This window comes from Streptomyces sp. NPDC058632, from assembly GCF_042717095.1.
GTDB lineage: Bacteria > Actinomycetota > Actinomycetes > Streptomycetales > Streptomycetaceae > Streptomyces.
Genome location: NZ_JBHXQZ010000199.1, coordinates 1 through 2,059, shown reverse-complemented (window position 1 = coordinate 2,059; position 2,059 = coordinate 1). Strand labels below are relative to the sequence as shown.

The window sequence follows — 2,059 nt, the reverse complement described above, 5'->3', positions numbered from 1 at the left end:
TTGGTCGGGAAGTCCGTGATCGCGTGCTCCTCGTCGACGAGGAGCCGCCAGAGCCCGCCGGGGGTGGTGATGCCGCCGGGGAACCGGCAGCCGATCCCGACGACCGCGATGAGGTCGTCCCGCACTCCTGACTGGGAGGCTGAGACCCTTGCGAGAGCAGGTGCCTGCGCGCGTTCCTTCGGCTGGAGCAGTCCGGCGAGGTGGTTCGCCAGCGACTCGGGCGTCGGGTGATCGAAGATGACCGGGGCGGGGAGCCGCAGACCGGTCGCCGAGTTGAGCCGGTTGCGCAGCTCCACCGAGGTCAGCGAGTCGAAGCCCAACTCCTTGAACGTCCGGTCGGTCGTGATCCCGCCGCGATCCGGGAAGCCCAGCACGGACGCCGCCCGCGTACGCACCAGGTCGGTGAGGATCCGCCTGCGCTCCGCCGGAGAGCCGCCGGAGAGCCGCTCGGCCAGGGCCGACGGTTCGTCACCGGAGGCCGACGGGCGGGCCGCACTCGCCGTACCCACCATGCCCCGCAGCAGCCTGGGCACCGGATCCCCCGCCTCCACCCGTGCGCGAAGGGTGGTCCGGTCCAGCCGGAGCGGCGACAGCAGGGCCTCATGACGGCTCAGGGCGGCGTCGAACAGGGCGAGTGCCTCATCCGGATCGAGCGGGGCAATGCCCTCCTGGGCGAACCGGGCCACGTCCTGCGTACCCAGCGCCCCGGCCATTCCGCCACCACCGCCCCACAGCCCCCACGCCAGCGACGTCGCCGGCAGCCCCAGCGCACGGCGGTGCTCGGCGAGGGCGTCCAGGTAGGCGTTGGCGGCGGCGTAGTTGCCCTGCCCGGCGGCACCGACCAACCCGGACACCGACGAGTAGAGGACGAACGCCCGCAGATCCAGGTCACGGGTCAGCTCGTCCAGTACGCGAGCCGCGTCGGCCTTGGGCCGCAGCACCCGGTCCAACCGCTCCGGCGTCAACTGCTCCACCACACCGTCGTCCAGCACACCGGCGGTGTGCACCACGCCGGTCAGCGGATGGCTGTCCGGTACGTCCGCCAGCACGGCGCCGAGCGCTTCCCGGTCGGCGGCGTCGCAGGCCACGACCGTGACACGAGCACCTGTTGCCTCCAACTCCGCCGTCAGCTCGCCCGCTCCCGGCGCCGCGGTCCCCTGGCGGCTGAGCAGCAGTAGATGCCGTACGCCGTGACGCTCGACGAGATGCCGGGCGAGCAGGCTGCCCAAGCGCCCGGTGCCGCCGGTCACCAGGACGGTGCCGTCGGGGTCGAATGCCGCAGACACGGGGGCCGTGGTCTCGTCGGCCTGCGTCACGGGCCTCAGACGGGGCACCGACACCCGGCCTGCCCTGATCCTGACTTGCGGTTCTCCGCCGGCGACCGCCTCGGGCAACGCCTGCCAGGACAGCGGGTCGGCGTCCAGGTCCGCGACCACGAACCGTCCCGGATGCTCGGTCACCGCCGACAGCAGCAGACCGCGAGCCGCCGCGGAGGACAGCCCTTCCTGTGCGTCCTGATCCCCGGAACCGGTGACGACGACCAGCCGGCTCTCGGCGTGGTGCGGGGCAAAGACCCACGTCCGTACGGCGTCGAGGGCCGCATGAGGGGCGTTGGCCGAGGGGGCGAGGGGCAGGACGGCCGTGACCGGCTCGGTGGTCGGCAAGGAGGTCAGGTCGGGATGGACGGCCTGGGCACGGGCCGGCGCCAAGTGGACCGCGCCGGTCTCGATCAGCACCCACTGCGTTGCGTTCCGCTCCCCTTGCTGTTCGCCCGGCTCCACCCAGTCCACGGTGTGCAGCGCGGAGTCGGTGACCCGCGATGCGCGCAGGTCGACTCCGTCGATCCGCACGAACGGCGTGCCCTCCGCGTCCGTCAGGACGATCTGTCCGTGCACGCTGTCGGAGTCCCGGCCGGTGACCCGGATGTGCGCGCGCACCTCGTCCGTCTCCGGTGGATCGGCGAGCAGGCTGATGCCGGTGAAGGTGAAGGGGAGGTGGGTGCCGGTTGTGGGGTTGTTGAGGGTGGTGTGCAGGAGTGGGTGGAGGGCGGCGTCGAGGA

Annotated in this window: 1 protein-coding gene; it reads right to left on the bottom strand. The window is 72.5% G+C overall.

The annotated features are described in order from the left end of the window. The coding region (locus ACFWVE_RS34940) for an SDR family NAD(P)-dependent oxidoreductase (RefSeq protein ID WP_384023267.1) at positions 1–2,059 on the bottom strand (2,059 nt) is incomplete at both ends.